This is a genomic window from Polynucleobacter sp. IMCC 30228 (genome assembly GCF_021395205.1).
Lineage (GTDB): Bacteria > Pseudomonadota > Gammaproteobacteria > Burkholderiales > Burkholderiaceae > Polynucleobacter.
The window spans coordinates 35,754-62,589 of the sequence record NZ_JAJVCS010000001.1 but is presented as its reverse complement, the minus strand read 5'-3'; the positions used below and the strand labels follow the sequence as shown (position 1 = coordinate 62,589).

The 26,836-nt window shown below is 44.9% G+C and carries 25 protein-coding genes; 18 read left to right on the top strand and 7 right to left on the bottom strand.

The window, feature by feature from the left end:
- The first annotated feature begins 4 nt into the window (after nt 1-4).
- Nucleotides 5-964: an aspartate carbamoyltransferase catalytic subunit gene (locus LZT21_RS00350; protein ID WP_233923373.1), complete on the top strand. Its 960-nt coding sequence runs from the start codon at nt 5-7 to the stop codon at nt 962-964.
- Here the strand turns inward: LZT21_RS00350 and LZT21_RS00345 are convergent.
- From LZT21_RS00345 to gmd, 4 genes are read right to left on the bottom strand one after another with little or no spacing between them, the layout of a single operon-like run.
- Nucleotides 961-2,148 (bottom strand): hypothetical protein, encoded by a 1,188-nt coding sequence (locus tag LZT21_RS00345; protein WP_233989065.1) that lies wholly within the window; start codon nt 2,146-2,148, stop codon nt 961-963. The two genes, LZT21_RS00350 and LZT21_RS00345, sit on opposite strands and share 4 nt — an antisense overlap.
- A gap of 15 nt (nt 2,149-2,163) precedes the next feature.
- Complete coding sequence (locus LZT21_RS00340; RefSeq protein WP_233934949.1) at nt 2,164-3,621, bottom strand: mannose-1-phosphate guanylyltransferase/mannose-6-phosphate isomerase; 1,458 nt, start codon at nt 3,619-3,621, stop codon at nt 2,164-2,166.
- Nucleotides 3,622-3,634: 13 nt separating this feature from the next.
- Nucleotides 3,635-4,576 (bottom strand): GDP-L-fucose synthase, encoded by a 942-nt coding sequence (locus LZT21_RS00335; protein WP_233989064.1) that lies wholly within the window; start codon nt 4,574-4,576, stop codon nt 3,635-3,637.
- Nucleotides 4,569-5,660: a GDP-mannose 4,6-dehydratase gene (gene gmd, locus LZT21_RS00330; RefSeq protein WP_233923078.1), complete on the bottom strand. Its 1,092-nt coding sequence runs from the start codon at nt 5,658-5,660 to the stop codon at nt 4,569-4,571. The genes LZT21_RS00335 and gmd overlap by 8 nt, the downstream gene beginning before the upstream one ends.
- A 172-nt stretch (nt 5,661-5,832) precedes the next feature.
- On the opposite strand from gmd, the gene LZT21_RS00325 reads away from it, so the two are divergent.
- The 3 genes from LZT21_RS00325 to LZT21_RS00315 are packed head-to-tail and all read left to right on the top strand — an operon-like array spanning nt 5,833 to nt 9,915.
- A complete protein-coding gene (locus LZT21_RS00325; protein ID WP_233989063.1) occupies nt 5,833-7,146 on the top strand; it encodes a glycosyltransferase family 9 protein in 1,314 nt (437 codons plus the stop codon).
- A gap of 29 nt (nt 7,147-7,175) precedes the next feature.
- The gene (locus LZT21_RS00320; protein ID WP_233923076.1) at nt 7,176-8,507 is read left to right on the top strand and encodes an undecaprenyl-phosphate glucose phosphotransferase; all 1,332 of its coding nucleotides are present in this window, start codon (nt 7,176-7,178) and stop codon (nt 8,505-8,507) included.
- Nucleotides 8,508-8,520: 13 nt separating this feature from the next.
- A complete protein-coding gene (locus LZT21_RS00315; protein ID WP_233989062.1) occupies nt 8,521-9,915 on the top strand; it encodes a hypothetical protein in 1,395 nt (464 codons plus the stop codon).
- On the opposite strand, the gene LZT21_RS00310 is transcribed toward LZT21_RS00315, so the two are convergent.
- On the bottom strand, nt 9,912-11,222 hold the full coding sequence (locus tag LZT21_RS00310; RefSeq protein ID WP_233989061.1) for an O-antigen ligase family protein: 1,311 nt from the start codon (nt 11,220-11,222) through the stop codon (nt 9,912-9,914). The two genes, LZT21_RS00315 and LZT21_RS00310, sit on opposite strands and share 4 nt — an antisense overlap.
- A 146-nt stretch (nt 11,223-11,368) precedes the next feature.
- On the opposite strand from LZT21_RS00310, the gene galE reads away from it, so the two are divergent.
- The 3 genes from galE to LZT21_RS00295 are packed head-to-tail and all read left to right on the top strand — an operon-like array spanning nt 11,369 to nt 14,304.
- Nucleotides 11,369-12,382, top strand: coding sequence for a UDP-glucose 4-epimerase GalE (gene galE, locus LZT21_RS00305; RefSeq protein ID WP_233923073.1), 1,014 nt, complete (start codon nt 11,369-11,371; stop codon nt 12,380-12,382).
- A gap of 12 nt (nt 12,383-12,394) precedes the next feature.
- Nucleotides 12,395-13,309, top strand: coding sequence for a DUF6492 family protein (locus tag LZT21_RS00300; protein ID WP_233989060.1), 915 nt, complete (start codon nt 12,395-12,397; stop codon nt 13,307-13,309).
- An 11-nt stretch (nt 13,310-13,320) separates the two neighbouring features.
- Complete coding sequence (locus LZT21_RS00295) at nt 13,321-14,304, top strand: glycosyltransferase family 2 protein (protein ID WP_233989059.1); 984 nt, start codon at nt 13,321-13,323, stop codon at nt 14,302-14,304.
- Nucleotides 14,305-14,334: 30 nt separating this feature from the next.
- On the opposite strand, the gene LZT21_RS00290 is transcribed toward LZT21_RS00295, so the two are convergent.
- Entirely contained in the window at nt 14,335-15,237 is a 903-nt protein-coding gene (locus LZT21_RS00290) for an alpha-1,2-fucosyltransferase (protein WP_233989058.1), read from the bottom strand.
- A 94-nt stretch (nt 15,238-15,331) separates the two neighbouring features.
- Here LZT21_RS00290 and LZT21_RS00285 point away from each other — a divergent pair, with 94 nt between their 5' ends.
- The 7 genes from LZT21_RS00285 to waaC are packed head-to-tail and all read left to right on the top strand — an operon-like array spanning nt 15,332 to nt 21,935.
- On the top strand, nt 15,332-16,411 hold the full coding sequence (locus LZT21_RS00285) for a glycosyltransferase family 10 domain-containing protein (protein ID WP_233989057.1): 1,080 nt from the start codon (nt 15,332-15,334) through the stop codon (nt 16,409-16,411).
- Between the two features lie 8 nt (nt 16,412-16,419).
- On the top strand, nt 16,420-17,328 hold the full coding sequence (locus LZT21_RS00280) for a hypothetical protein (RefSeq protein ID WP_233989056.1): 909 nt from the start codon (nt 16,420-16,422) through the stop codon (nt 17,326-17,328).
- 27 nt (nt 17,329-17,355) lie between these two features.
- Nucleotides 17,356-18,417: a dTDP-glucose 4,6-dehydratase gene (rfbB, locus tag LZT21_RS00275; RefSeq protein ID WP_233923067.1), complete on the top strand. Its 1,062-nt coding sequence runs from the start codon at nt 17,356-17,358 to the stop codon at nt 18,415-18,417.
- Nucleotides 18,407-19,387, top strand: coding sequence for a dTDP-4-dehydrorhamnose reductase (gene rfbD, locus LZT21_RS00270; RefSeq protein WP_233989055.1), 981 nt, complete (start codon nt 18,407-18,409; stop codon nt 19,385-19,387). The genes rfbB and rfbD overlap by 11 nt, the downstream gene beginning before the upstream one ends.
- On the top strand, nt 19,380-20,261 hold the full coding sequence (rfbA, locus tag LZT21_RS00265) for a glucose-1-phosphate thymidylyltransferase RfbA (protein WP_233989054.1): 882 nt from the start codon (nt 19,380-19,382) through the stop codon (nt 20,259-20,261). The genes rfbD and rfbA overlap by 8 nt, the downstream gene beginning before the upstream one ends.
- Nucleotides 20,262-20,274: 13 nt before the next feature.
- Nucleotides 20,275-20,832 carry a dTDP-4-dehydrorhamnose 3,5-epimerase gene (gene rfbC, locus LZT21_RS00260; RefSeq protein ID WP_233934977.1) on the top strand — a complete coding sequence of 186 codons (558 nt, stop codon included), beginning with the start codon at nt 20,275-20,277 and terminating at the stop codon, nt 20,830-20,832.
- A gap of 29 nt (nt 20,833-20,861) precedes the next feature.
- Nucleotides 20,862-21,935 carry a lipopolysaccharide heptosyltransferase I gene (waaC, locus tag LZT21_RS00255; RefSeq protein ID WP_233989053.1) on the top strand — a complete coding sequence of 358 codons (1,074 nt, stop codon included), beginning with the start codon at nt 20,862-20,864 and terminating at the stop codon, nt 21,933-21,935.
- Here waaC and LZT21_RS00250 read toward each other — a convergent pair.
- Nucleotides 21,906-23,591 carry a TolC family protein gene (locus LZT21_RS00250; protein WP_233989052.1) on the bottom strand — a complete coding sequence of 562 codons (1,686 nt, stop codon included), beginning with the start codon at nt 23,589-23,591 and terminating at the stop codon, nt 21,906-21,908. The genes waaC and LZT21_RS00250 overlap by 30 nt on opposite strands.
- A 111-nt stretch (nt 23,592-23,702) precedes the next feature.
- Between LZT21_RS00250 and LZT21_RS00245 the strand changes: the two genes are divergently transcribed.
- The 4 genes from LZT21_RS00245 to trmB all read left to right on the top strand — a co-directional run bounded on the left by LZT21_RS00245 (nt 23,703) and on the right by trmB (nt 26,828).
- On the top strand, nt 23,703-24,581 hold the full coding sequence (locus LZT21_RS00245) for an undecaprenyl-diphosphate phosphatase (protein WP_233923372.1): 879 nt from the start codon (nt 23,703-23,705) through the stop codon (nt 24,579-24,581).
- 19 nt (nt 24,582-24,600) lie between these two features.
- Nucleotides 24,601-25,068, top strand: coding sequence for a DUF2721 domain-containing protein (locus LZT21_RS00240; RefSeq protein ID WP_233923061.1), 468 nt, complete (start codon nt 24,601-24,603; stop codon nt 25,066-25,068).
- Nucleotides 25,069-25,136: 68 nt separating this feature from the next.
- Nucleotides 25,137-26,105, top strand: a complete 969-nt coding sequence (locus LZT21_RS00235) for a UDP-glucuronic acid decarboxylase family protein (protein ID WP_233989051.1) — start codon at nt 25,137-25,139, stop codon at nt 26,103-26,105.
- Between the two features lie 9 nt (nt 26,106-26,114).
- Nucleotides 26,115-26,828 (top strand): tRNA (guanosine(46)-N7)-methyltransferase TrmB, encoded by a 714-nt coding sequence (trmB, locus tag LZT21_RS00230; protein ID WP_233989050.1) that lies wholly within the window; start codon nt 26,115-26,117, stop codon nt 26,826-26,828.
- Nucleotides 26,829-26,836 lie beyond the last annotated feature (8 nt).

Below are 26,836 nucleotides of genomic sequence, written 5' to 3'. Positions count from 1 at the left end.
TGATATGAAGCCCATCATCAATCAAAATAACGCTGCAGGCGAGCTCACGCATTTACTAAGCTTGGAGGGAATGCCCAAAGAGCAAATTGTGCACATTCTCGATACTGCTCAGCAATTTGTGAGCGTTACCGACCCAGCTCGCGAAGTAAAAAAAGTGCCATTACTCCGTGGCAAGAGTGTCTTCAATCTTTTTTTTGAAAACTCGACCCGCACCCGTACGACTTTTGAAATTGCGGCTAATCGCTTATCGGCCGATGTCATCAATTTAGATATTTCAACCTCTTCAACAGCCAAGGGTGAAAGTCTCATCGACACCATCGATAACTTAATTGCCATGCAGGCCGATATCTTAGTCGTGCGCCACAATGTCTCGCGGGCACCTATGGAAATTGCCCAACATGTGCCATCTTTTGTGCATGTGATTAATGCGGGCGATGGCAGCCATCAGCATCCGACACAAGGTTTGCTCGATATGTACACCATGCGCCATTTTAAGCACGATTTTCGGAATTTAAAGGTCGCCATCATTGGCGATATTGTGCATAGTCGTGTAGCCAAATCGAATATCCACGCCTTAACTACCTTAGGTTGTCCTGAAATTCGCGTGATCGGACCTGAGAGTCTATTGCCCAGTGATTTAGATATGCTGGGTGTCAAAGTCTTTCATGAGATGGAAGCGGGCTTAAAAGGAGTGGATGTTGTCATGACCTTGCGCATTCAGAAAGAGCGCATGGAGGAGGGGCAGGTTCCAGAGGGGAATGCCTTCTTTAAGCAGTTTGGTCTCACGCAAGCGCGACTTGCTTTAGCTAAACCCGATGCTATCGTAATGCATCCTGGCCCCATGAATCGTGGCGTTGAAATTGAATCGGCGGTAGCCGATGGCCCACAGTCAGTCATTCTGCAGCAAGTCACGTTTGGCATTGCCGTCCGAATGGCCGTGATGTCGATGGTGGCTGGAAATTAATTTAATTTTTTATTCGTCTTAGCGTTAGCCCCGCCAATTTTTTTGGCTAAGTACTCGCCAACAAAGATATTTCCTTCATTGTGAAGGTGCCCATCATTCATCCAATACAGTTTTTCTGAGCGCAAACCCGACTCATGAAAGGGTTCAGTGAGATCAATGAAGCGAACGCCTTTACCTTCTAAATAATCATGCAAGCCACCGTAAAACTGCGTATTGCCATGATGCAGTTTCGGTGGAATTAAAACGAAAATAAGTTCATAGTGATGTGTTTTTGCATCTTCAATCCAACGCTCAATTGCAGCACGATTCTTTTTCGTGACATCGGCAGTTTCGTAGCCCTTATCCTTATAGTAACTAACCCCCTCGCTAATGGCATAAATCGTGCTCAGCGGCTGCGGTTTAGTTTTTTGAATACCAAATTGGATTAGGTTCCAAGAAAGAGAATATTTTTCTAACCAGGCATCGGTACGCACAATCCAGCTTTGCGATTTTGGATTGATCCCAGCTAAAATGACTTTGCGAACCGCTTCCATATCACGCGGCACTAATTGGAATCGATGCGGATCAAAGCGTAAAGTATCGACTTCATATCCTTCAATGACGGTGGTATGGGGGTAGGCAAAATCATTAGCTACATCATTTTCATAAAAACCGAGAATAACCCGCTTTGGGTAAGAGCCAATCAATTTAACAGTTCGCTGAAACTTCTCAAATTGATGTTGTTGGCCTGAATGAATAATGCCGCACTTAACCGAGAAACGCCCTGATTTTTTTTCATAAACCGCAGGAATGTTTTGCGCATAATTGCCATAGCCCCAGGTAAATGAATCACCAGCAAAATAATCATATGCTTTGGCGGCTTTAATTTCTGCGAGGCTATGATGGTCAAAGCAGCCAAGCTCGTTTGAAAAAATTTCAAAGCTACCGTCTGCCATATTGAACGCAACGGGCGTCGCATTTTTTTGAGTATCAAAGCCCATCACGGGGTCGGCTACGTTATACCCGCGGGGAAAATAATGAACAGCTTCATTCAGTTGTTCTTGAAACCGATTTTTTTTGTATTGGGGAAAAAAACTGAGGCCGTTTGCTGAAATAAACGCATAGCTTAAGCCATCAATGCTCACTAGCGCAATTAAGATTACTGCAATGACTAGAGCGCTATTTTTAAGAAAAACTTTCAGCACAAAAAGGACGGTAAATTAAGCCCGACCGTATTGGTCTTCAAAGCGCACGATATCATCTTCACCAAGGTAGTCACCCACTTGCGCCTCAATAATTACCAGCGGAGTAGTGCCAAGATTGCTTAAGCGATGTTGGGTTTCTTTAGGAATATAAGTCGATTGATTGGTTTTGAGAAGTAAGGTTTTATCGCCATTCACGACTTCCGCATTTCCAGAGATCACTACCCAATGTTCGTTACGATGATGGTGCATTTGCAGTGATAAGCGCGCCCCAGGGTGAACCACAATCCGCTTAATTTTGTAATCTGGCCCCTCTTCAATGATGGTGTAGGTGCCCCACGGACGATGCACCGTACTGTGATAAGTGCCACGCTCATCTTTGGCTTGATTGAGTTTTTCAACGACTTTTTTTACGGATTGCGAATGGCCTTTCGCAGTAACTAAGAGGGCATCGGGGGTATCCACAATGATCAGATTATCTAGGCCTACGGCAGCTATTAAGCGTTCACGTCCAAATACAAAGGTATTGTTAGAGTCAATAAAAATCGCCTTGCCTTCGCTTGCATTGCCTTGCTCATCTTCGGGAAAATGTTTGGCAAGGGCGTCCCAAGAACCAACATCATCCCAATCAAAACTCGCGTTCACTGAAACAACGTTTGGTGCTTTTTCCATAATGGCGTAATCGAGAGAGATATCCTCAATTGCTGCCATGGTTTTTTCATCGAGTAGGAGGGTTTTTTCAGTAATAGCGTTACCACTGCTGTCGGCATCATTTTTAGTAGTGGCTTGCCAGCAGGCTAGTACTTGCTTGCTAAGCGCTGGCGCAATTTGTTCAGCCACACTTAAGAAAGTCTCGGGCGTAAAGCAAAACATACCCGAGTTCCAGTGAAAGTTACCAGCTGCAACATATTGTTCAGCCAATGAGGCTGCCGGTTTTTCAACAAATTGGTCGACAACACGAGCCTCTGCATTACTAGAGGTACGGGCGGGCGAACCCAGTTTAAGGTAGCCATACCCCGTTTCCGCATGAGTCGGTGGAATGCCAAAAGTAACTAAATGGCCCGCATTAGCAAAATCAACCGCCTTACTAACGGCCATTTCAAAACCAACCTTATCGTGAATGACATGGTCAGCCGGCAAAATTAACATGGGAATTGCACCGCGACCAGCGGCTTTGGCTGCGAGGGCAGCAAACAGAACGGCAGGCGCAGTATTGCGTCGGAGAGGCTCGATTAAAGTGAGTTCAGCTGCTTGCCCAGCTTCTTTTAGATCGGCTAATACTTGAAAGCCGAGACTTTCAGAGGTGAGCACACAAAGCCAAGGATTGGCTGAGGCAATACGTTGCGCCGTTTCACTGAGGAGTGATTTTTGACTGGCCACTGGCATAAATACTTTGGGCCGGTTTTCACGAGAAACTGGCCATAAACGCGAGCCCGCGCCGCCACAAAGAATTACTGTTGAAAATTCAAGCTTCATGACTAAATTTTACTCACTTCAGTCCAGGGGCAATATGCTCTAAAAACCAGCTATAGGCATTCGCAATTCCCGGGCGCAGTTCAATTTGCGCTTTCCAGCCTAAGGCGTTGGCTTTACTGACATCGAGAAGTTTTTGTGGGGTGCCATCGGGCTTACTGCTATCAAGCTGTAAATCACCTTGAAAACCAATAACCTTAATAACTTCTTCGGCTAATTCGCGAATCGTTAAATCTGTACCAGTACCAATGTTGAGGAAAGGCCCGTTATAACCCTGCTCCATTAGCATCACGCAGGCTCTCGCCAAATCATCGACATGCATAAACTCACGACGGGGTCGACCCGAGCCCCAGACGACTAAGGCTTTTTCATTCCGCAATTTGGCTTCATGGGCTTTGCGAATTAAGGCGGGCAAGACATGGGAATTATTTAAATCGTAAGTATCGCCAGGTCCATACAAATTGGTCGGCATTAAACTCACATAATGGGTACCGTATTGGCGATTGTAATTTTCACATAACTTAATACCAGCAATTTTAGCGATCGCATAAGGTTCATTGGTTTGCTCTAGCGGCCCCGACAGTAAATATTCTTCCTTAATCGGTTGCGGACAATCGCGCGGATAAATACAACTTGATCCTAAAGACATGAGATGATTGATGCCAGCGGCATACGCCCCATGAATTAAATTACATTCAATCATTAGATTTTGATAAATGAAATCGGCGCGATACGTATTGTTCGATTGAATGCCACCTACTTTAGCTGCTGCAATAAATAGGTAATCTGGTTTTTCGGCTTGCAGAAAATCATGTACTGCCGCTTGATTGAGTAAATCGAGCTCTGCATGTGTGCGCGTAAGGATATTCTCAAAACCCTCAGAGCGTAAAAAGCGCACAATCGCGCTTCCCACCATGCCTCGATTACCTGCTACATAAATCTTTGCTGCTTTATTCATTGCGCTCCAGGGTGGTATAGCCATGTTTTTTCACGAGTTCGTCGCGTTCGGCGCCGCGAAGGTCTTCACGCACCATCTCTTTGACTAAATCGGCAAATGAGGTACGCGGTACCCAGCCCAGCTTTTCTTTGGCTTTAGTGGCATCACCCAAAAGGGTTTCGACTTCAGTGGGACGGAAATAACGGGGGTCTACGGCCACAATACATTTGCCCTTACTATCAAAGCCTTTTTCATTGACGCCCGTGCCTTGCCAGGTAATTTTCAGGCCTAACTCTGCGGCAGCTAAGTTAATGAACTCACGCACACTAAATTGCACGCCGGTTGCAATCACATAATCTTCAGCAACTTCTTGTTGCAACATTAGCCATTGCATTTCAACATAATCGCGGGCATGACCCCAGTCGCGTTTAGCATCAAGATTACCAAGGTATAAACATTCTTGTACGCCTAATTTAATACGCGCTAAGGCACGGGTAATTTTGCGGGTGACAAACGTTTCGCCGCGAATCGGGCTCTCATGATTAAAAAGAATGCCGTTACAGGCATACATGCCATAAGCCTCACGGTAGTTCACGGTAATCCAGTAGGCGTAGAGCTTAGCCACGGCATAGGGACTACGGGGATAAAAAGGCGTGGTTTCTTTTTGGGGAATTTCTTGTACTAAGCCATAGAGCTCGGAGGTTGAGGCTTGATAAAAGCGGGTTTTTTTCTCTAACTTCAAAATCCGAATTGCTTCTAATAAACGCAGGGCGCCTAAAGCATCTGAATTAGCGGTGTACTCTGGCTCTTCAAAAGAGACAGCGACATGCGACTGCGCGGCTAAGTTATAGAGCTCATCAGGCTGGGTTTGTTGAATAATGCGAATAAGGCACGATGAATCGGTGAGGTCACCATGGTGCAGGGTTAATTTAGAGCCCTCAATGTGGGGGTCGTGATAGAGGTGATCGATGCGGTCGGTATTAAAGAGCGAGGCACGGCGCTTAATGCCATGCACTTCATAACCCTTACGCAGTAAGAATTCAGCTAAATAAGCGCCATCTTGGCCTGTAATTCCAGTAATTAGGGCTACTTTTGATTTTGCCATGGGTTTTTCTTCAAAATAAGGGTTCGTTTCTGCTTAATTTCAGCTTAGTTTCTATGATGCCGTTGCAAGGGAGGTAAAGACACTATTGTAAATTGTTTTAAAAGGAGGCCTGAGCCTCTTCGCAACAAATACAATGGGGCCTCAAGGCGCAAGAAGAGCAAGGATGGCGGGTGTGAGCACAGCAGGCGACGGCGGCAGGAAAGGTCAGCAGATTCCAGCAGAGCGGGGAAAGGCTGTATTGCGTCGCCTAGACCGGTGGTTGGGGGTGCCCTTGCTTTATCTAATCGCCCTTTTTCGCCCTAAAAAGAGCCTCTTGGGCGCGCAATTGCTTTCCCCCTTATCAGCTGACCCATCGACTAGACTGACCGACGAAGTCACCATCAAGCGGATTGGGGTTTGCGTATTTGCTGCCGTTGGCGATGCCTTATTGGCATCAGCGATATTGGCTGATCTCAAGCAATTTCGCAATCAAATTCAAGCCAAAACTGGCGAGCAAATTAGTGTCACTGTTTTTTCAACTCCAGCCAATGCGGAGGTTTTTAAATTAATCAGCAATTTTGAGCGCATCGTACTTATTCCAATTACCTCTCCGTGGCATGCTTTACAAACCATGCGTGAATCGATTGCCGAATTTCCAGTAGACGTTTTAATTGATACTTCGCAATGGTCCAAAATTAGCGCGATCCTTTGTGCTCTCAGTGGCGCAAAATTAACGCTTGGTTTTAATACCCCGGGCCAATATCGGCACTTTGCCTATGATGTATTAGTTCCCCATAGCCGCACAGTGCATGAAATAGATAACTTTCGCGCTTTGCTCAAGCCTTTAAATATCTTAACTGGCGCGCTACCAGAACTTGATCTGATGAGTATTGAGCAAGTTCCTCAACATCCTATGAGCAAGCCTTATATTGTGTTGCATCCATGGGCGAGTGGGACGCAGTTTGCCATGCGCGAATGGCCCATTAATTCATGGCTTGAGCTCGGTCAGCGCCTAGTGAGTGCTGGTTATGCAATTATGATTACTGGCGGTCCCGACGATACAAAACGCGCCGCAGACTTAGTGCAAAAATTAAACGCCAGTCTCGCAAGCGCAAACCTCTCAGCGAGTGCATCTCGTAATGTAGTTGCGCCCCAGGTTAGCGCACAAATTATTTCTGTCGCAGGATCAGTAAATTGGCTTGAAACGGCACGCATAATTAATCAGGCTGAAGCAGTCGTGGCAGTCAATACAGGGACGATGCATTTAGCCGCAATTTTAGGTAGGCCTTTAGTTGCACTACATGGACCTACTAATCCAGCGCGTTGGGGCCCACTTGCGAGCGGCACGGCAATTCCTATGATCTTGGGCCCTGGCCTTAGCGAAGGGGGCGCTTATCTTCATTTGGGCTCTGAATATCCCAAAGAGCCGGCATACCTCATGGATCAAATTAGCCCAGATGCGGTCATTAGGGCATTAAAAAGCAATTTTGGCTTACAAATTGCATAGGCTTAGCACAAGTACTGCAAAATATCACCATGGCAGCCTCTTTTTTAATTAATTCCTATTTAATTCGTCTCTTCGATTTTGTGATGATTAATGTCGTGGGTTTAGTGACATTTTTTGTTTTGCAATATTTTAAAGACCCAGGTTTAGATTTACAGCGCTACACCGCTTTAATGGTGCTGGCCAGTCTGGCCTATTTAGTTTTGACTAATGGCGCCTATCGTTCATGGCGCGGTGGTAATTTATGGGCTTTATTCGGTCAAGTTGCCGCGGGCGTTTTAAAAACCTGGATTTTAATTTTGATCTGGTTGGTATTTAGCAAGTCAACGGAAATGTATTCTCGTTTGTGGTTATTGTCTTGGGCTATCGGTAGTTTGTTGGTGCTATGTAGTAGTCGTTTAGTGAGCTATATTTTGTTGCGTCAGTATCGTGCCAAAGGCGTAAATCTGCGCCACATTGCCATTATTGGATCTGGCTCAACCGCCGAAGAATTAGTCACTCGCATTGAATCTTCGAGATGGTCTGGCTATCGTATTCAAACCCATTTAAGAGAATTGAATCCGCAGCAGTTAACTGCGCTGGCTTTACAACCGCTGAATGAAATTTGGCTCGCCTTACCGATGGGCGATGGTAGTCAAATGCGCATGGTCATGGAGCATCTCAAATTAAGTACCGCGACCATTCGCTTTGTGCCCGATTGGTTTTCATTTCGCTTAATTAATCATGGCGTTAGTGAGGTGTTGGGGATGCAGATGATTGATTTATACGGCACCCCGATGGCTGGGGTAAATCTATTTATCAAAACAGTAGAAGATTACGTGTTGGCAACCCTGATTTTAATCTTGATCAGCCCCCTCATTTTAATTTTGGCTATCTGCGTCAAGGTCAGCTCACCAGGTCCAATTTTTTATCGCCAAGAACGCATTGGCTGGAATGGCGAAGTTTTTGAAATTCTGAAGTTTCGCAGCATGCCTACAAATCTAGAAGAAGAGCAGGTGCAGTGGGGTGGTTCAGCAAATAAATCCGTTACGGGTTTTTCAAAATGGATGCGCGCCACTAGCCTGGATGAATTGCCACAGTTTTTTAATGTCTTACAAGGCCAAATGTCGATTGTGGGCCCACGCCCCGAACGCCCGATTTTTGTTGAGCAATTTAAACAAGAAATTCCAGACTACATGAAGAAGCATTTAGTAAAAGCAGGAATCACGGGCTGGGCCCAAATCCATGGCTGGCGGGGGGATACCGATTTGCATGCCCGTATTGAGCACGATTTATATTACATTGAAAATTGGTCGCTCTGGCTCGACTTCAAGATTATTTTCTTAACGATCTTTCGCGGCTTTGTAAATAAGAACGCATATTAAAGTTAAGGCGCCAATGAACTCGACCATGAGCTCCACCATGGACGTCACCGAACTAGAGTACTTACCCAAACGTTGGTTAATTCTGGCGCATGGTTTTAATATGGATGGACGTGCCGCAAGTCAAACGATTACTGATAAGGTGCCTTATTTATTGGCTGCTGGTCTAGAGTTAACAGTCTTTAGTGCGGTTACTGGTTCTGCTGATCAACGCTTTACGCATCGGCAATTTTTCCCTTGGGGGCCTGCAGGTTTACGCTTTGATTTTCGCCATTGGCTTGCTATGCGGTGTGGACGAGGCTTTATTTATAAAGTCTTGACGGTTTCATTATCGGCATTGCTGGCGCCTTTTATTGCTCTCGAGCGACTCATTGCTGGTTATTCAAGTCAATGGTCATGGGCATTGCCAGCAGCCTGGCATGGTATTCAGTTAGCCCGCGCTGGCAAAATTGATCTGGTGTATTCCACTGGCGGAGCTTGGTCAGCTCATTTAGCAGCAATGTGGATTAAGCGCTATGCAGGCAAAAACGCGCAGCTAAAGTGGCTGGCAGAAATTCATGACCCCTTAGTCATGCGCAGTAATGAGCAGGATGATGGACTCAATGCCCCAAGTGAGCGTGAACCCCATTTTCGCTTTCAGCTAGAAAAGCAAATTTGTTTACATGCAGATCGGGTTTGGTGGTTTACACCAGGTGCTTTAAGTTATGCACAAAAGCGTAACCCTAACTTATTAGTGCCTGATGCGCGCGGCAAGTTAAAAGGCTTAGTTGTCTTGCCAGGGGCAAACCCACCAAGGACTGAGACTGCGCCGCTTGCCTGGAGGGCTAGTGGACAATTGCATTTGGCTCATTTTGGCTCTTTATCGCATACTCGCTCATTACAAGGACTGCTCAATGCATTGCCAGCGTTTTTTTCTCGGCATCCAGAGGCAAGAACGCATTTACGGATCGATATTTATGGCTCTGACTTAGATGCACTTTCAGCTCGCGCGATCCAAGATCATCGGCTAAGCGATATTGTGATCACACACGGGCGTTTAGAGTTTGATTCTGCTAGTCAACAATCGGGTCGCGAAAAAGTCAATCAACTGATGCGCGAAGCTGATGTATTGCTTTTGCTCCATGGTAATAGCGAGTGGTGTGCTGAATATATACCTTCAAAAGCCTATGAATATTTTTGGGCGCAGCGACCAATTTTGGCTTTAACCCACCGCAACCCCACCTTTAATCAGCTCTTGGTTGAGCATCAAGCTTATATTGCCGAGCAAAGTAATCCAAGTGCGATTATCGCCACGCTTGAGCAAATTTACGCCGCTTGGCAGCAGCAGCAAATGCCCGTCATTAGCGCAAAACCGCTGGGAGTTGATCAAGCTGTACAAACGATTTTGCATGCCGTTGGCGAGCTCAACTAAGTAGAATCGGTTGCTGGCAAAATCATTGCACTCAAGAGTGCAATACAGAAAAATAATATTTCAATTGAATGTTTACTGCTGACCTCAGCTACGGTAAAAGTAAGTAATAAACCAGATGCGACCCAAATCGCCATCAGTGCATTGGGCGAAGTGCTTGCACTTAGCTGCCTCAAGGCGCTGCCGATGATGCTAAGTAAAGCGCCCAGAGTTAATAGCAAACCAGGAATACCAAAAGCTAGCCCATAATCAATCCAAGCGCTGTGAGCTGATTTAATAGTGGCATTAGGATAAGATTGTTTAATGACTCTCTCTAATGAGTGCTCAAGCAAGCCAAAGCCCAAAGGATTTTTAGTAATCGAATCAATCCCTGCGGTCGCCCAGGCAGCGCGTTCGTAATTATTGGGATACACCATTTCACCGCTAGCAGTTTGAGGATAACCGAGCTGCTGCGTATTCTGCCATTGGGGGTAACGATCAATTTGCGTGGCAATGTGTAAATCTTCAAAAAAATGATTCCAACCCCGATTAATTTGTAGATGACCTTGAATAAAAAATAGTAAAACAAGCAAAGGCAGCGCTATAAGGAGTATTGATTTCCAATAACTTACATTGAAATTAGTGCCCAATCTATTTTTTATGCTGCGCAATTTAGCGAGCAAAATAATCATAATCCAGACAATTAATAGAATAGTAGCGATACCAATTCCATTGCGCGTATCAATAATGGTGGTGTAAGAAAATAAAATAAGCAGAACACCCGAAAGCCAAAAGGCAGATAAGCCCCAGTTGAGCTTCATTTTATTTAAACTGATTTGTTGATACTGAAAAGCAGCCGCGCCGCAAACTGCACTAATAAATAGGATGCCCATGATTACGGTATTAATCTTGTTACCAAAGGGGCTGACAAAATAATAACGGGGCATAAATACTTGTCCCGTTTGTGTAAAGGCGACTAAGTAGTCAACCAGTAAGAATAAGAAACTGGCATAGATGCCAAGCCACAGGAAGTTAGTTTGCTGCGGGCGCTGGCGCAGCACTAAGCCAGTTGCTCCACCGATGAGAAAGGCCAACAAGCTTCGCTTCCAAGTACTACCGAGCTCATGCAGTTGCAAAATAGGGTCTTGACTGAACAGCAAGAAATGCAATAAAACCCAAATGAACATGCCAATACTCAGACTGATGGGTAAAAAACGGATTAGGTTTTTGGTGCAAGAAAAACGCTTAAAGACGATTAGCGCCAATATAGTGCCAGCAATGAGCAATCCATTACGTAGGGCAATCGTATTACTGATGGGCCAAATCAACAATAAAATACTGCTTATGGCGATCAGGATAAAGTCCAAAATAGGGCTTGAGCTGTTGGCAGTGGACGACCTCATAAAAACAAATGATAAAGGGTAATCGGGGATAATAAGTAAATTACTAAATTGCTTAATGAAGGTATTGGTAAGACATGATTCTTTTAACAGGCGCAACGGGTTATATCGGCTCGCATACATGGCTTGAACTGCTGCTAGCAGGGCACGAGGTAATCGGGATCGATAATTTTGTGAATTCGAGCCCTCAAGTACTGCGGCGGCTTGAAGGACTCGCTAAACAAGTTCCTAATTTTATGGAAGGGGATGTTTGTGACCCCATTTTTATGGCAGCGCTGTTTAATCAATATCCTATTGAAGGGGTCATTCATTTTGCGGCACTAAAAGCGGTCGGCGAATCAGTCGCCAAACCCTTAGCCTATTACCAAAATAATTTGCTCGGCTTATTAACGGTTTTACAGGTAATGCAAGAGCACCATTGCAAGCGATTTGTATTTAGTTCTTCAGCAACAGTTTATGGCGATCCCGATGTCGTTCCCATTGATGAGCAGGCAGCATTACGGCCGACAAACCCCTATGGTCAAACCAAACTCATGAGTGAGCAAATTCTGCGTGATTTAGAAATTGCTGACCCAAGTTGGCATATTGCCTACTTGCGTTATTTCAACCCCATTGGTGCGCATGAGTCTGGTTTAATTGGTGAAGATCCACTGGGCATTCCGAATAATTTATCTCCCATTGTGGCGCAAGTAGCCATTGGTAAATTACCCGTACTCAATGTGTATGGTAACGATTGGCCTACACCCGATGGAACGGGGGTGCGCGATTACATCCATGTGGTTGACTTAGCTCAAGGACATGTGCGGGCAATCGATTATTTATTGGATGACAAGCCTTCCCTTACCGTCAATTTAGGCACTGGCTTGGGTTACAGCGTGATGGATGTATTACGTGCTTACGAGCAAGCAGTAGGGCGCGCAATACCTTATCAAGTAGTAGCTAGGCGTGCTGGCGATATTGCAAGTTGCTATGCAGACCCCCATTTAGCCGCACAACAGCTTGGCTGGAAAGCCTCTCGTGGTATTGAGCAAATGTGCGTTGATAGCTGGCGCTGGCAATCGCAAAATCCTCAAGGCTATAAAAATGAATAAGGTCTAGGCAGAATGACCCAAAGCATGGTGCTCTACTGTAAATCATACCGCCGCGATTTTCTGCGCGTTAAGCGCTTATTAATTTCCTTACAAAAACACAATCGCGACCAGTTACCGTTTTATATTTCTACACCTACAGCCGATCGTGAATTACTTTTAGAAGTGCTAGGCAAAGATGGGCAAAGCTTCAGTTTTACCTGGATCGCCGATGAAGCCATTATTGCGGCAAATCCGCGCGCTTCTAAAGATGTGCAGCTAGATATGCCTGGAGGCTTAAGCCAAGCAATCATTAAAGCCGAGTTCTGGCGTTTAGGTTTAGCCGATAACTATCTTTGTATTGATTCAGATAGTATTTTTATTCGTGATTTTGGCAAGACCGATTTTTTAGCTAGCGATGGCTATCCCTATACTGTTTTGCATCAAAACAAAGAATTATTTCAATTGGCTACCAACCGTGGCTATACCAAAGTGGAATCGAATTTACGTGAAGAGGCGATGCGGGTACAGCAATTATTTGGTCGGGAAGGCCCCCAATATTATTGTGCTCCTGCGCCATTTATCTGGTCGGCTAAAGTATGGCAATCACTCGATGAACAGTATTTGATGCCTAAAGGCATTACTTTATGGGATGCCGTTACACCCGAATACCCTGAAACTTTGTTCTATGGTGAGGCCTTACTGAATTTTCAGGCCATTCCCATACGCATGATTGAACCTTTATTTCGCATTTATCACTACGACTGGCAATACTATACGGCGCAACGTTTAGGCGAAACCGAAGCAAAATTAAAGCAGAATTTTTTAGGGGTAATTTATCAATCCAATTGGGAAGTCGAGCTCGATTATGGGGTAGGTAATAAATCATTACCCTCAAGATTGCTGAAATCGGTCAAACGATTTTTGCGCTACATTAAAAGCTATTTTTAAGCTGAATATGTATGGATGCAATTGAACTAAACAATTCATTTCTACAGGCCGCAGAGGATAAGCCAAGCGTTTTAGGCCCATTGGTAAGCGTTTCAATGCCAGCGTTTAATGCTGAACGCTATATTGGCGAAGCAATTGAAAGTATTCTTTCGCAAACTTACACCAATTTTGAACTGATTATTATCGATGATGGCTCTACCGATCAAACCCGCGAAATTATCAATCGCTATCACGATACGCGAATTGTCAAAATTTTTTCTGATCAAAATCTCGGATTAATTGCCACCCGTAATCATATTGCTCAATTAGCACGGGGGAAGTATTTAGCTTTATTAGACGCTGACGATCGGGCCTTTCCGAATCGCCTTGAACTACAAGTTAATTTTTTAGAACAAGGCATTGCTGATTTATGTGGCGCCGATCATTGGACCCTGAATCAGGGTAATGGCGCCATTAAGCCATCTAAACAGCGCCATAGTAATGCCGATATTCAAGCACTACTAACTGTTTGCAGTCCTATTTGCAATCCAGCAGTAATGGGTAAATTGGAAATTTTTCAACGTTTGCCCTACAAAAAAACGTCCTTACATGCAGAAGATTATTCTTTATGGACAGAAATTGCTTTAGCTGGATATCGTTTTGCAAATCTAAATAAGAAACTCATTATTTACCGTTTACACCCAACTCAAACCAGCATTAATCACATGGAAGCAGCAAAAAATGTGTTTAAGCAGTCACAATCACACTACCTTGAGTCACTAGGTATCCCCATTACATTTCTACCACGGGCTTTGCCCGTTAAAGAGCGCTTGGTTTTTGGTATTCGCTTTATGCGCATCTTAAATCAACGTATTCGTAATATATCAATTGGGGCAAACTATGAGCTTTATGCCCGCTTCCAATTTCGTCAAAATGGCTTGCTCACCCCGTTAACGCGCTTAGAGCGTTTACTAGTGGCAATTTCAGCCAGTTGGATTGGTCGACAAGAAACATAAATCAGCTGCATGTAGTTAACTGCACGTAATTTATGCGGGTAGTCTTTGCCAATTGGCTGGTAATAAATCACTTAGGTCTAGGCTTGTATCAGAAATCCAGCGATTTGGGGCGATCACCAAGCCGTCGATATTTTTTCTTAACCATGCGCCCCACCAGCTAAAAGAACTATTCGCAATAATAAAGTGCTGGCAATAAGTCATTAGATCTATTTCTTGAGCGTCTGCATCCGCCGCATCACTTCGGTCTATATATGTAATTTTAAAATCACGAGGGAAATTTTCTTTACACCATGGCAGGTCATCAGAAAATAAGAAGAACTGAGTATTGGGTTCACGCTCCAGAATTAAGCGCATGCCTGCAAGGTAGTAATGCAAAGATAGGGCACCGTGAAATTGCGCTGCAGCAGGTAAATGGATGTAATCACCACGCCGTACATGGACCATTGCCGCAGGGCTAGATTGCATTAATGAGCGATAGTATTGGTAGTGCTGATTAAGCCCAGCACGAGGCTGAAATTCAGCCTGTAACTGTGTGCGAATAGCCTCGATGTAGTTAAAGGCTTGCCAATAACCCGTAAAAAAGTGATTTTGCGTGTTAGCTGAGTTAAGCGTAAAAACGGCACGGTCGAAAAAAAACCCCTTTTTTTCACGATGAACGACTGGACCATTCGGTAAAAAAGATTGTAATAATTTTTTAAGCCGGGTTGATTTTATGAAGCTAAAAGCTTCCTTTTGCGGAGGGATGAATTGCGTATTACTAATTTTCAAGCACATTAAATCCATCTGCCTTGCGGTATCTGCAGCTGGTAGGCGTGCATACCAAGAATCGTCAAGTAGTAAATTGGTTTGATAATGTTGGGCTAGCGCTGTGCCAAAGGCATATTGAAACATTTGGTTGCCAAGGCCGCCAACAAGATGGATAGTTATGGTCATATCTCTATAATTAAAGCACTAAGTAAGGTGTTACAACAGTTTTATGCTTTATTAGCAAGGTAATTTTAGATTAATTTAAATAGAGCAACTCTTCATGCTAATTGGAAGTATTGTCGGGTGGGAGGTAGGTCAGGACGATCTATTTAACCCACAAAGCCCGCGCAATCGGGACGATTGCCTTGAGCCTTTCCGTGTATTAAAGGCGCAAGCATTAGCTTGTGGCATTGAATTACATACGCTGGATGTAATTCATAGTCAGGGTAAAGAGCCTGACTTCAATCTCTATATCGAGTCAATCCCCCTGATTACCCAAGGTCAAGGTAAAAATTATTTAATCCGTTTTGAGACTGAATTAACTGTACAAGCCAATGCAGACGCTGTGTATTTGCAGCAGTTTGATGGCATTTTTACTTGGGATAAAAATTTACTCGAAGCTAATCCACAGTCGCTAATCGGCTTAGGGCTTGCTAAAGCAAAATTACATGCAATGACGATACCAAATCCACTGCCTGCTGAATTTAGTCCACATCAAGTAGTTAATTTAGGCTTTAGTGCACGCCCTCAGTTTTGTATTTTAATTGCCAGTAATCGGCATGCTAATTGCAGGGATGAGCGGGAATTGTATTCAGAGCGAGTAAAAGCTATTCGCTGGTTTGAGACTAATGCACCAAGCGATTTTGTTTTGTATGGACACGGGTGGAAAGTACCCCAAAAGCGCTTTGGTATGCTAGGAAAGATGCGCTATCGTCTGGCTAAGGTGCCGCCCTTTCTCATGGGCAAAGCCGTTTTTCCAAGCTATGGTGGTCCGGTAAACAGTAAATTTACCGCCTTAAGTCAAGCTCGCTTTAGCATTTGCTTTGAAAATGCGCGTGATATCCGTGGCTACCTTACCGAAAAAATATTCGACTGTTTATTTGCGGGATGTGTACCGATTTATTGGGGTGACCCTGAGGTAGAAAAAGTCATTCCAAAAAATTGCTTTATTGATTTTCGTCAATTTCAATCCTACGGAGCACTCTATAGTTTTCTAAAGGATTTATCTGCAGAAGATTATCAGGCATACCAAATAGCGGGTCAGCAATTTTTAGCATCTCCCCAATTTCAAGGGTTTAGTTCAGCAGCATTTGCTCAAAAGATTATTGCTTCCATTCAACATGATTTTGCATTAACTTGAGTTTGGCAATGTCAAAGCGAAAGCCGATAGATCAAGCAGAAATATTAATTGCTGGCCCAGCGCGGAATATTGCCGCCCATATTAACCAAGAGCTCGATGCTTTGTATGAGGCCATGCGCGACTTCAAGTGTATTCATGGCTTAGTAGTAGAAAGCGATTCGGATGACGGCACCATCCAACAATTAGCGACATTAAAATTACGCTTACCAAATTTTGATTACATTAGCTTTGGTAGATTAATCAAGCAGATACCTATGCGTACGGCCCGTTTGGCATATGCGCGTAATTACATCGTGACAGAGGTGCAAAATAATCCCCGCTATGCCGGTGTAGATTTTATTGCGATGGCCGATTTAGATGGCATTAATCGGCATATTTCCGCGCAATCGATTGCGCAATGCTGGGAGGTAGCCGAAGAGTGGGATGTAATTACGGCCAATCAGTTGCATACTTATTATGATGTCTGGACCTTGCGCCACCCAGATTGGAGTCCAGTCGATTGTATGGTGCAGATGCATAAACTAGAGCCCATCCTAGGTGAGTCAGCGGCCCAAAATTTAGCAGTACAGGCTAAGCAGGTTCACTTAAACGCTAATCAAGGCATGATCGAAGTTGACTCTGCATTTGGTGGGCTGGGCATTTATCGCCGCGGGGCTTTTCTGGCTGGTCGATATAGTGGCGTTAATGCGGCAGAGCAAGAGGAGTCTGATCATATTGCTTTTCATGCTGATTTACGCAAACAAGGCTATCGAATTTATATTAATAGCGCCCTGATCAATAGCGCTAGTCACCTTGATCCGCCACCACCTCCCCTTGCTAAAAAACACACTTTTTGGACAATCGGCGTCATGCGATGGCTGGGCAGGTTACTATTTGGGCATAAACGGTTTAATAAGTATCTTGATCTTCTTAAATAAACTGAAATAAGATTTGGGCGTGTCATTATGATTGTAGTTACTGGTGGGGCAGGTTTTATTGGCAGTAATTTTGTCTTGGATTGGCTTGCCAACCCCAAGGCTGAAGGTATTATTAATTTAGACAAACTGACTTATGCAGGTAATTTAAGTACCTTAGCCCCGCTCGAAAAAGACCCCCGTCATATTTTTATTCAAGGCGATATTGGCGATAGCACTTTAGTGGCTAATCTTCTCCAAGAGCATCGCCCTCGTGCCATTATTAATTTTGCTGCCGAGAGCCATGTCGATCGGTCAATTCATGGGCCGGCTGATTTTATTCAAACGAATATTTTGGGCAGTTTTAATTTATTAGAATGTAGTCGTACGTATTGGAATTCATTACCGACTGAAGCGCAGCAGCAATTTCGCTTTTTACATGTATCTACTGATGAGGTATATGGTTCATTAGGAGCAAGCGCTGCGGCGTTTAAAGAAACTACGGCCTATGAACCCAATAGCCCCTACTCAGCTTCCAAGGCTGCCTCTGATCATTTAGTACGCGCCTGGTTTCATACCTATGGTTTACCTGTGCTCACCACCAATTGTTCAAATAATTATGGACCTTATCATTTTCCCGAGAAGCTGATTCCGCTAGTAATTTTGAATGCCTTAAACGGTCAGCCGCTACCAATTTATGGTGACGGCATGCAAGTGCGCGATTGGCTTTATGTGGGTGATCATTGCGCGGCAATTCGACGTGTACTTGAAAAAGGGACTCTGGGGGAAACCTATAACGTGGGTGGCTGGAATGAAAAAACGAACTTAGAGGTCGTCAACACGATTTGCTCGATTCTAGATGAGCTTAGACCCCGCTCAAGCGGCGGATCTTATGCTGAGCAAATTCGTTTTGTAACCGATCGGCCAGGGCATGATCGGCGCTATGCAATTGATGCGAGCAAGCTAGAGCGAGAACTTGGCTGGAAGCCAGCGGAAACTTTTGCTACAGGCATTCGGAAAACCGTAGAGTGGTATCTAGCTAATCCGGAATGGGTGGCTGGAGTGCAAAGCGGCTCTTACCGCGATTGGATTAATCAGCATTATGTCGCTTAGTCATTCATTTAGTAAGATTCTGGTTTTTGGAAAGAATGGGCAGTTAGGGCGCGCGTTTCAAAATGCCCTAAGTAATCATGTACAGCAAGATATTATTTTTATTGGGCGGGGCGTTGGCAGCAATGAGGAGCCCAACGCTTGTGATTTAGAAAATCCCTTAGCACTTGGACAGCTTTTAAAAAAACAGCAGCCTAAGCTCATTATTAACGCTGCGGCCTATACCGCAGTCGATCGGGCTGAAACCGACAAAGAACGCGCGTTTGCGATTAACGCTACTGCAGTGCAAATCATGGCCGAGTACGCCGCTAAAACGAATGCAACTTTATTACACTACTCAAGCGATTATGTTTTTGACGGTAAAAAAGAAGCCGCCTATCTAGAGACTGATTTACCAGCACCACTGAGCATTTATGGGGCAAGTAAAGCTGCTGGAGAAGCAGCAATCATTGCATTAGCACCCCACTATGCAATTTTTAGAACCAGTTGGGTCTATGGCGATGGCGCTAATTTTATTCGCACCATTTTACGTTTGGCGAAAGAACGTGAGCAACTAGCCATTGTGAGTGATCAATTTGGGGTGCCAACTAGCGCAGCTTGGTTAGCGCAAATAAGTTTAGACTTTATCGCTCAGCCATTTGCATCAGGTATTTATCATGCTGTACCTGATGGTGAAACGACCTGGTATCAATTGGCTTGTTTGGTGGTGCAAACTGCGCTAGACGCTGGCGCCACCCTAAAACTGCAAGTAGCAAATATCCGTCCCATTCCCACTAAAGATTACCCAACTCCAGCCCCGCGACCAAACAACTCTAAAATGGCTAATACGAAGCTAAAAGGGGTCTTTGCCGATCGATTAGCCGCGAGTGCCAATGGCGTTCCCGACTTTCCTCATTGGCAGCCAGCCGTGATTGATTATGTTCAGCAGTTAGTAAAGCAGGGTAAACAAGAGATGATGAAGTCAAATGAATAAGCGCAAGGGAATTATTTTAGCGGGGGGCTCGGGTACGCGTTTATACCCAGTAACCCAAGCTGTTTCAAAACAGCTGATGCCAATTTATGACAAGCCCATGGTGTATTACCCTTTAAGCACCTTAATGCTTGCGGGTATTCGGGAAGTTTTATTAATTTCTACTCCGCACGATACTCCTCGCTTTCAAGAGTTGCTGGGCGACGGCTCGCAATGGGGATTGCAAATTCAATATAAGGTGCAACCTTCGCCCGATGGCTTAGCCCAAGCATTTATTCTCGGGAAATCATTTATTGGCCAAGACCCTAGCGCATTAGTTTTGGGTGACAATATTTTTTACGGCCATGAATTAGTCAATCAATTACACCGTGCCGATCGGCAAACTACGGGAGCCACAGTCTTTGCCTATCATGTGCAAGATCCAGAACGGTATGGAGTAGTTGAATTTGATACGCAGTTCAAAGCCATTTCAATTGCCGAAAAGCCACTCAAGCCGCGTAGTAATTATGCGGTTACAGGCCTGTATTTTTATGACTCGCAAGTCTGTGAGATTGCCGCAGGAATTAAACCGAGCGCGCGTGGTGAATTAGAAATTACCGATGTGAATCGACATTATTTGCAGGCAGGTCAACTCAATGTTGAAATCATGGGCCGGGGTTTTGCGTGGCTAGATACAGGCACACACGATTCCTTATTAGATGCTGCAGGTTTTATTGCCACCTTACAAAAACGCCAAGGTTTAATGGTGGCTTGCCCAGAAGAAATTGCCTATCGGCAAGGATGGATTACAGCCGCAGGCGTTGAAAAAATCGCTAGCCAAATGATGAAAAGTGGCTACGGTCAATATCTGCAACGCATCTTGCAAGAAAAAGACTGAGGATGAGTGGCGCATGAGTAATTTATTGGTAACACCAACCCGTATTCCTGAGGTCTTAGTTTTAGAACCCAAAGTCTTTGGCGATGAGCGGGGCTGGTTTTATGAGTCGTTCAATGCAGCCCAGTTTCTTGCGGCAACGGGTATTCAGGCCGAGTTTGTCCAAGATAACCAATCTTTCTCGAAAAAGAACACGCTACGCGGCTTGCATTACCAAGTAGAAAAAACCCAAGGTAAATTGGTACGCGTTACTGCCGGCGCAGTCTTTGATGTCGCAGTTGATTTACGCCAGTCATCAGCCCACTTTGGGAAATGGGTCGGGGCAGAGTTAAGCGCGCAAAATCATCGGCAAATGTGGATTCCAGCAGGGTTTGCCCATGGTTTTTTTGTGCTCTCGGATGCTGCTGAGTTTCTGTATAAGACGACTGATTATTATTACCCCCAAGGTGAGCGTTGTTTAGCTTGGAATGATCCCACGGTAGGGGTTGTATGGCCCATTCCAGAGGGAATAGAGCCGACTATGAATGCCAAAGACTTAACTGGCTTTGCGTGGAATCAAGCGCCAAAATTCTAGTCTTTTAAAAAAGCAAGATAATTAGCGGTATGAGTTCAGCACACATCCGCATTTTGATCGTGAAGTTATCTTCTTTAGGAGATGTCTTACATAACCTACCCCTCGTTTGGGATTTGCGAGAACACCTTCCAGAGGCACAAATTGATTGGGTAGTTGAAGAGGCCTATCTTGATTTACTAGAGCCCTTGCGCTCGCGTAATGGCTTGCGAGGTATTGATCGCATTATCCCCATTGCGTTAAGGCGCTGGAGAAACAATATCTTCAGCTTAAAAACCTGGCAGGAATTTTTTGCTTTTCGTAAACACTTACAAGCGCAGACCTATGATGTAGTAATTGAAACCCAAGGACTTTTAAAGTCGGCTTTAGTTTGTGCCATGACTAAGAAAACCTCGACTACTGTCGTAGCAGGCCTCGCTAATGCCACCGAATACTCGGGTTATGAGCCAATTGCTCGGCGTTTTTATACGCAAGCCGTGCAAGTGCCTCGCCAATGTCATGCAGTTGATCGTTCGCGTTGGGTTATGAGTGCTGCTTTTGATTGGCCATTACTGAATCGCCAGCAACAACCCCCCTATTTTTATCCCCAAGCATGGGTCGAGGGTTTAATCTCCGCCACTCAAAATAGCATTAGCCAAAATTACGTGGTATTTTTTCATGCGACTGCTCGAGAGGCTAAACGCTGGCCCAATAAAAACTGGATTACTTTAGGTCAAGGGCTAGCCGAACAAGGCTTGCAGATCATTTTGCCGTGGGGCAGTGCAGCAGAAAAATTAACCAGTGAACTCATTGCCAAAGAAATTGATGGCGCTGTAGTACCAACCGCGTTTTCGATCAAAGAAGCTTTTGCTGTCGTCGTTGGCGCCCAATTAACCATTGGGGTGGACACGGGCTTAACGCATTTAGCCGCAGTCTTAGCTAGACCTACGATTGAACTATATTGTGATTCACCGAAATGGAAAACGGAGGGCTACTGGTCAGAAGCGATTTGCAATTTGGGTGATCTGAAAAACCCACCAGCGGCGAAAACAGTGCTCGCGGTTGCTGAGCGCTTATTGAAAGCAAGCCAAAGCGCTTTATCTAAGCAAGCCATTGATGCTAGTTAAGTCCGAATCCGTTAAGGTACCCGCATACGATTTTAATTTCAGCGCATTCATGATGGTGTTGTAACGAGCCTGATTTAAAGACAGCCGAGTGTTAATCAGGGCGTCAAATGCCAACAACACATCAATACTAATTAAGGTGCCAACCTCAAAACCCAGTTGGCTTGATTCAGCTGCAGAGGTAGTGGAGCGTTCAGCCGCCTCGTAGGCCTTGACACTCGCTAGACCGCCATAAAATCCAGTAAAAGCTTGGCGCGTATTTTGTGCTGCCGTACGCCGTAAATTGTCATAGTCCGACTTGGCTTTATCTACAAGCGCGGCATTTTGACGAATCAGCGAAGAGTTGTAGCCACCCGAGAAAATCGGAATATTTAAATTTAGTGCTACCGTATTGTTGTAGATATTTTGTGAAGCGGAAATATTACTAAAGGTCACACCATTATTACTGTTGTATGCAGCAGAACCAACAAAATTGAGGGTGGGGTAATTGGTTGCTAAAGCAGCGCGATAGTTACTTGAGGCAATATCCACATTGAGTAAGGCGCCCAAGACCCCAAAATTGGCGTTCTCAGCTTGATGAATCCAATCGTTCAAAGTTTGCCCGGGAGGTAATTGCGGGTTAATATTTTCGGATGGGGCTGGTAATGCCTCTGTCACTTTGGCGCGTGGATCCCTGACCACCCCGTCAATTTTGGCTTCCTTAGCTAGCGGCTTTAGCGCTGGTACGGGCCGCCCTACTAGCTGCTCTAAGATGCCCCGCTTCACTACTAAATCGGCTTGCGCAGTAATTTCTTGAGAGATTGCTAAGTCATAGCCTGCTTGAGCAATATTGACATCCACAATTGTTGCTAGGCCAGCCTCAAAGCGTGCTTTGGCAGCATTGAGCTGCTGTTTAATCAAGCCAATTTTCGATTTAAATAACGCCACATTATCTTGGCTATAGAGCACATCAAAATAAGCTTGCGACACGCGTAACACTAAATCTTGTTGGGCTTGGTAAAAACCCATATCAGCAACTTTAGTATTTAAGTCGCCCTGTCTAAATACTTCAAAAGCACTAGCATTGAATAAAGGCTGGGTCAAAGTGACCGCATAATTTCGTTGTCCGTAAACGCGACTATTACCTGTGAAGGTTTGCAGCGCTGAATTATTGGCAGCATGTTGGTAGTAGCGGGTTAATCCGGGAGAGGCAACAATTTGCGGCATGAGTACGGAGAGCCCCTGCCAAAATAATTCTTGTTTTGACTCATATAAAAAGCGGGCGCTATTTAAAACGGGATCGCTAAAAGCAGCCTCTTGGTAGAGCCCCATTAAATCAATTGCTTGTCCAGGGGCAATATTAAATGGGTTGGAACTTAATAAATTAGACGCGCTGGGTTGAGTTGGCACCCCCAAGTTTTGCCTCACCACCATATCGGGAGGAATTTGCAAGCCCGTTAAGTCAGCCGCTGTTAGTGGCTTAGGAATTCCTGAGCGGGGTTTTGTAATGGCTTCGGGTTGACCTTGAATGGTGACATTTGGAGAAGCTGGCTGCGCTCCGGTTTGCGCAAGGGCTGCAGTAATTACAAACGAGCCCACTAGACCTACCATGACAGTAGAGTAAATACACCTTAGCGGTAATCTCAGACGCAAATTCAAGGGGCAGGCAAACCAACTCATGTCAATCCAAGGCTTCTCAATATGACCTGAAGTTTAAGGCCAAATGCCAAAATGGGCCTTGCATCGCCATTTCTACAGGAATTTACGGGATAAGGCTTTAATATGCGGGCTATGGATCTCATTTTCTTAATTAAAGCAGTCATTTTGGGGGTAGTTGAAGGGCTCACAGAATTTTTGCCCATTTCCAGCACTGGGCACCTTATTCTAGTAGGCGATTTACTCCATTTTAATGATGGCCATGGCAAGGCTTTTGAAATCATCATTCAATTTGGCGCCATTTTGGCAGTTTGCTGGGAGTATCGGCAGAAATTATGGCAAGTGGTCATTTCTTTAGGTAGTCGTGCAAGCTCAAGACGGTTTATCCTCAATTTAGTCATTGCCACAATTCCTGCGGCGGTCCTTGGAATTCTTTTTGGAAAATATATCAAAAATTATTTATTTGCACCAATCCCCGTTGCACTGGCTTTTATTGCTGGCGCACTGATCATATTTTGGGCTGAAAAACGTCAAGCTCAAGCAGGCCCTCAACTGGGCTCCCAATCACGGTTGGGGCGCTCCATTCATTCGGTCGATGACCTCTCCCCTTTTGACGCTTTAAAGGTGGGCTTAGCGCAATGTGCGGCTTTAATACCGGGCACCTCACGTTCGGGCGCGACCATCATTGGCGGCATGCTGATGGGTTTGCCACGTACCGTTGCCACCGAGTTTTCTTTTTTCTTGGCCATACCAGTAATTGGAGGCGCGACCATCTATGAATTACTGAAGCTCTCTAAAGCACCCACTGCGCAACTATTAGTGAGTCCCGCCGACTTTACCTTGGCGTTAATTTTTGGCTTTGTGGCTGCCTTTATTGCCGCCTTTATATGTGTGCGTTGGTTAATTCACTATGTTGCTAGCCATACATTTATACCCTTTGCTTGGTACCGGATTATTTTTGGTGCCTTCATTTTAATTACCAGCTATACCGGCTTCATTGCCTGGACCCATTAGAGAGATTAGAAAGAACGCAATGGACTTGTCAATTACCAACGTTACCGCCAATATTCAACTGGCTTTGGCGCCCGTTTTCTTGCTAACTGCAATTGCAACTTTATTGTCAGCCATTACAGCTCGCTTAGCACGTAATGTTGATCGAATGCGCTTTGTCCAAAATGAACTTTACGGAGGTTCTACTATTTCGGTAGATTTACGCACGCATTATTTGGGTGAGCTTAAAGAATTTAAGATGCGCGGTCGCTTATGTACCGCGGGCATTTTTTTTGATGTGTTAAGTGGTTTTTTTATTTCTTGCACAATTCTAGAGCTCTTTTTTGTACAAGCGGGCGCTGCACAAGTTGTGCGTTCGGGCTTTGCCGTGGGCACATTCGTGCTGGGTATTGTCGCTTTTATGACGGCAATGGTTATGATTCTCATAGAGGTTATCGTGGCTTATCGCTCAGCGAGCTGGGATGTGCCACAAGATGGGGCTGAGCTCTAGGGGCTAAAATACCTTAACTCATTTTTTATTAGCAAATCACCTTTAGGTTCCACTCATTTAGGCTAATCATGGCAAGTAATGCAAGCAGTCAGCTGGGTAATAAAAAAATTCTCATCACTGGCGGTGCCGGTTTTTTAGGCTCACATCTGACCGAACGTTTATTGGAGCGTGGCGAAGAAGTTCTAGTCGTGGATAATTTTTTTACAGGTAGTAAACAAAACTTAGCGCATTTATTGGGTAACCCCCATTTAGAAGTCATGCGCCACGACGTTACCTTTCCGCTATATGTAGAAGTAAACCAAATTTATAATTTAGCTTGTCCAGCATCGCCAGTGCACTATCAACACGATCCTGTACAGACGACTAAAACCAGTGTGCATGGCGCAATCAATATGCTCGGCTTAGCCAAGCGTACGCGCGCGCGTATTTTGCAAGCGTCTACTAGCGAGGTTTATGGCGATCCCGAAGTGCATCCCCAACCTGAGGCCTATTGGGGCAGAGTCAACCCGATTGGGATTCGTAGTTGCTATGACGAAGGCAAGCGTTGCGCTGAAACTTTATTTTTTGATTACTATCGTCAACATGCATTAGAAATTAAGGTCGTGCGCATCTTTAACACGTATGGCCCCAGAATGCATCCCAACGATGGGCGCGTTGTTAGTAATTTTATTGTGCAGGCCTTACAGGGTAAAGACATTACTATTTATGGCGATGGCCAACAGACCCGCAGTTTTTGTTATGTCGATGATTTAATTGCCGCAATGATGTCGATGATGGATGCGCCAGCAGACTTTATCGGGCCAGTCAATATTGGCAATCCAGGTGAGTTCACCATGTTGGCTTTGGCCGAGGCGATCTTGAAATTATCGGGTAGTAAGTCGAAATTAGTCTTTGAGCCCTTACCCGCAGATGACCCCAAGCAACGGCAACCCGATATTGCCTTAGCGAAAGCCAAGTTGGGTTGGCAGCCGAAGGTGGCATTAGAAGATGGCCTAAAAGAAACCATTGCTTACTTTAGGCAATTGCTGGCTACTTAGTCTCTTCGCTTGAACACGCCTCGCAGTCACACCGGCCGTATTCGATCTTTTGTTTTACGCACTGGGCGAACTACTTCAGCGCAGCAGCGCGCTCTAGAGACACTGTCATCTGCACTGTTAATCCCTTTTCAGCCCATGCAGCTCGATTGGGCTCAGGCTTTTGGGTTAAGTTCGATTTCCTCAGATAAAAATGCGCCACGCATTGTAGAAATTGGTTTTGGCATGGGAGAAACCACCGCTAGTATTGCCGCAGCTCGACCCGAAGACCAATTTTTAGCACTTGATGTTCATTCGCCGGGCGTGGGTGCATTACTAAAACGGATCGATGAAATGGGTCTGACAAATGTGCGCGTCATGCGCCATGATGCAGTCGAGGTCTTAGAGCAAATGATTGCACCAAATACATTGGATGGAGTGCATATTTTTTTCCCCGACCCATGGCATAAAAAACGCCACCACAAGCGCCGTTTAATTCAAGCGCCTTTTATGAAGCTGCTGGCAGAGCGTTTAAAAGTCGGCGGCTATCTTCATTTGGCTACCGATTGGCAAGAATATGCCGAACAAATGTTAACAATAGGTAACGCTGAACATAGGCTGAGTAATACATCGCCAAATAAAACGTATGTACCTAGACCTACTTATCGTCCTGTTACCAAGTTTGAAAACCGTGGCCTTAATCTAGGCCACGGGGTCTGGGATTTGGTCTATCAAAAGCTAAGGTAGAAACGAGC

Bases quoted from the DNA above. Each gene is read 5' to 3' on its own strand.
- LZT21_RS00300 (WP_233989060.1), top strand. From the start codon at position 12,395: ATGACCCAAAGCATGGTGCTCTACTGTAAATCATACCGCCGCGATTTT.
- LZT21_RS00240 (WP_233923061.1), top strand. From the start codon at position 24,601: ATGGACTTGTCAATTACCAACGTTACCGCCAATATTCAACTGGCTTTG.
- LZT21_RS00320 (WP_233923076.1), top strand. From the start codon at position 7,176: ATGGCAGCCTCTTTTTTAATTAATTCCTATTTAATTCGTCTCTTCGAT.
- LZT21_RS00340 (WP_233934949.1), bottom strand. From the start codon at position 3,621: ATGAAGCTTGAATTTTCAACAGTAATTCTTTGTGGCGGCGCGGGCTCG.
- LZT21_RS00235 (WP_233989051.1), top strand. From the start codon at position 25,137: ATGGCAAGTAATGCAAGCAGTCAGCTGGGTAATAAAAAAATTCTCATC.
- waaC (WP_233989053.1), top strand. From the start codon at position 20,862: ATGAGTTCAGCACACATCCGCATTTTGATCGTGAAGTTATCTTCTTTA.
- LZT21_RS00335 (WP_233989064.1), bottom strand. From the start codon at position 4,576: ATGAATAAAGCAGCAAAGATTTATGTAGCAGGTAATCGAGGCATGGTG.
- LZT21_RS00280 (WP_233989056.1), top strand. From the start codon at position 16,420: ATGTCAAAGCGAAAGCCGATAGATCAAGCAGAAATATTAATTGCTGGC.
- LZT21_RS00285 (WP_233989057.1), top strand. From the start codon at position 15,332: ATGCTAATTGGAAGTATTGTCGGGTGGGAGGTAGGTCAGGACGATCTA.
- rfbD (WP_233989055.1), top strand. From the start codon at position 18,407: ATGTCGCTTAGTCATTCATTTAGTAAGATTCTGGTTTTTGGAAAGAAT.
- LZT21_RS00250 (WP_233989052.1), bottom strand. From the start codon at position 23,591: ATGAGTTGGTTTGCCTGCCCCTTGAATTTGCGTCTGAGATTACCGCTA.
- rfbA (WP_233989054.1), top strand. From the start codon at position 19,380: ATGAATAAGCGCAAGGGAATTATTTTAGCGGGGGGCTCGGGTACGCGT.
- gmd (WP_233923078.1), bottom strand. From the start codon at position 5,660: ATGGCAAAATCAAAAGTAGCCCTAATTACTGGAATTACAGGCCAAGAT.
- LZT21_RS00295 (WP_233989059.1), top strand. From the start codon at position 13,321: ATGGATGCAATTGAACTAAACAATTCATTTCTACAGGCCGCAGAGGAT.
- LZT21_RS00245 (WP_233923372.1), top strand. From the start codon at position 23,703: ATGGATCTCATTTTCTTAATTAAAGCAGTCATTTTGGGGGTAGTTGAA.
- rfbC (WP_233934977.1), top strand. From the start codon at position 20,275: ATGAGTAATTTATTGGTAACACCAACCCGTATTCCTGAGGTCTTAGTT.
- LZT21_RS00315 (WP_233989062.1), top strand. From the start codon at position 8,521: ATGAACTCGACCATGAGCTCCACCATGGACGTCACCGAACTAGAGTAC.
- galE (WP_233923073.1), top strand. From the start codon at position 11,369: ATGATTCTTTTAACAGGCGCAACGGGTTATATCGGCTCGCATACATGG.
- LZT21_RS00290 (WP_233989058.1), bottom strand. From the start codon at position 15,237: ATGACCATAACTATCCATCTTGTTGGCGGCCTTGGCAACCAAATGTTT.
- LZT21_RS00350 (WP_233923373.1), top strand. From the start codon at position 5: ATGAAGCCCATCATCAATCAAAATAACGCTGCAGGCGAGCTCACGCAT.
- rfbB (WP_233923067.1), top strand. From the start codon at position 17,356: ATGATTGTAGTTACTGGTGGGGCAGGTTTTATTGGCAGTAATTTTGTC.